At 54.2% G+C, this 2,500-nt stretch carries 2 rRNA genes (1 of these 2 cut by a window edge); both read right to left on the bottom strand.

Going from position 1 to position 2,500, the window contains the following annotated elements:
• Positions 1-62: 62 nt before the first annotated feature.
• Positions 63-177: ribosomal RNA gene (rrf, locus tag ACZK13_RS01485) — 5S ribosomal RNA — on the bottom strand.
• Positions 178-304: 127 nt separating this feature from the next.
• Positions 305-2,500, bottom strand: a 23S ribosomal RNA gene (locus tag ACZK13_RS01480); it runs 684 nt beyond the window's last position.

Raw genomic sequence — 2,500 nt, 5'->3', positions numbered from 1 at the left:
ACCGGGTGCCTGCAAAAAAAGGAAAACCCCGCTGCGCATGCAGCGGGGTTCTCGGGTGTAAACCCTGGCGATGACCTACTCTCGCATGGCTTGAGCCACACTACCATCGGCGCAGCTGCGTTTCACTTCCGAGTTCGGGATGGGATCGGGTGGTTCCACAGCGCTAATTTCACCAGGGAGGCGGTTGGAGCGTCGCCATCCGATACAGCTGGATAAGGCGCCTGCCTCTCGTAGTTCTTGTGACGTAGCGTGCACTTGGATGCTCTTACGACGCTGTCGTAAAGCCAAGGCAACTTGAGGTTATATGGTCAAGCCTCTCGGATCATTAGTATCAGTTAGCTCAATACATTGCTGTACTTACACACCTGACCTATCAACCACGTAGTCTACATGGTTCCTTCAGGGGGCTTGTGCCCCGGGAGATCTCATCTTGAGGCGCGCTTCCCGCTTAGATGCTTTCAGCGGTTATCGCTTCCGAACATAGCTACCCGGCAATGCCACTGGCGTGACAACCGGAACACCAGAGGTTCGTCCACTCCGGTCCTCTCGTACTAGGAGCAGCCCCTCTCAAATCTCCAACGCCCATGGCAGATAGGGACCGAACTGTCTCACGACGTTCTGAACCCAGCTCGCGTACCACTTTAAATGGCGAACAGCCATACCCTTGGGACCGACTACAGCCCCAGGATGTGATGAGCCGACATCGAGGTGCCAAACACCGCCGTCGATATGAACTCTTGGGCGGTATCAGCCTGTTATCCCCGGAGTACCTTTTATCCGTTGAGCGATGGCCCTTCCATACAGAACCACCGGATCACTAAGTCCTAGTTTCCTACCTGCTTGATCCGTCGATCTTGCAGTCAAGCACGCTTATGCCTTTGCACACAGTGCGCGATGTCCGACCGCGCTGAGCGTACCTTCGAGCTCCTCCGTTACTCTTTAGGAGGAGACCGCCCCAGTCAAACTACCCACCATACACGGTCCCCGACCCAGATAATGGGCCCAGGTTAGAACGTCAAGCACGACAGGGTGGTATTTCAAGGATGGCTCCACTGCAGCTAGCGCCACAGTTTCATAGCCTCCCACCTATCCTACACAGACGAACTCAACGTTCAGTGTAAAGCTATAGTAAAGGTTCACGGGGTCTTTCCGTCTTGCCACGGGAACGCTGCATCTTCACAGCGATTTCAATTTCACTGAGTCTCGGGTGGAGACAGCGCCGCTGTCGTTACGCCATTCGTGCAGGTCGGAACTTACCCGACAAGGAATTTCGCTACCTTAGGACCGTTATAGTTACGGCCGCCGTTTACTGGGGCTTCGATCAAGAGCTTCGCCTTGCGGCTGACCCCATCAATTAACCTTCCAGCACCGGGCAGGCGTCACACCCTATACGTCCACTTTCGTGTTTGCAGAGTGCTGTGTTTTTGATAAACAGTCGCAGCGGCCTGGTTACTGCGACCCTCTTCAGCTATAGCTCGCACGAGCCACCAAAAAGGGTGCACCTTCTCCCGAAGTTACGGTGCCATGTTGCCTAGTTCCTTCACCCGAGTTCTCTCAAGCGCCTGAGAATTCTCATCCTACCCACCTGTGTCGGTTTACGGTACGGTCTGCGTAAGCTGAAGCTTAGGAGCTTTTCCTGGAAGCGTGGTATCAGTGACTTCGTCTTAAAGACTCGTCTCGGTGCTCGGTCTTGAAGGATCCCGGATTTGCCAAAGATCCAAACCTACCGCCTTTCCCCAGGACAACCAACGCCTGGTACACCTAACCTTCTCCGTCCCTCCATCGCACTTACGCGAGGTGCAGGAATATTAACCTGCTTCCCATCGACTACGACTTTCGTCCTCGCCTTAGGGGCCGACTCACCCTGCGCCGATTAACGTTGCGCAAGGAAACCTTGGGCTTTCGGCGTGCGGGTTTTTCACCCGCATTATCGTTACTCATGTCAGCATTCGCACTTCCGATACCTCCAGCAGACTTCTCAATCCACCTTCAACGGCTTACGGAACGCTCCTCTACCGCGCATAACAAAGTTATGCACCCCAAGCTTCGGTTCACTGCTTAGCCCCGTTAAATCTTCCCCGCAGACCGACTCGACCAGTGAGCTATTACGCTTTCTTTAAAGGGTGGCTGCTTCTAAGCCAACCTCCTGGCTGTCTGTGCCTTTCCACATGGTTTTCCACTTAGCAGTGAATTTGGGACCTTAGCTGTGGGTCTGGGTTGTTTCCCTTTTCACGACGGACGTTAGCACCCGCCGTGTGTCTCCCATACAGTCCGTCTCGGTATTCGGAGTTTGCAATGGTTTGGTAAGTCGCGATGACCCCCTAGCCATAACAGTGCTCTACCCCCGAGAGGATACATATGAGGCGCTACCTAAATAGCTTTCGAGGAGAACCAGCTATCTCCGGGTTCGATTAGCTTTTCACTCCTAATCACACCTCATCCCCTACCTTTGCAACGGGAGTGGGTTCGGGCCTCCAGTGCGTGTTACCGCACCTTCACC

It is taken from the genome of Stenotrophomonas sp. 99219_Sma, from assembly GCF_056480785.1.
Note: the sequence above shows the minus strand (reverse complement) of the source record. Positions and strands in the feature narration are given on the sequence as shown.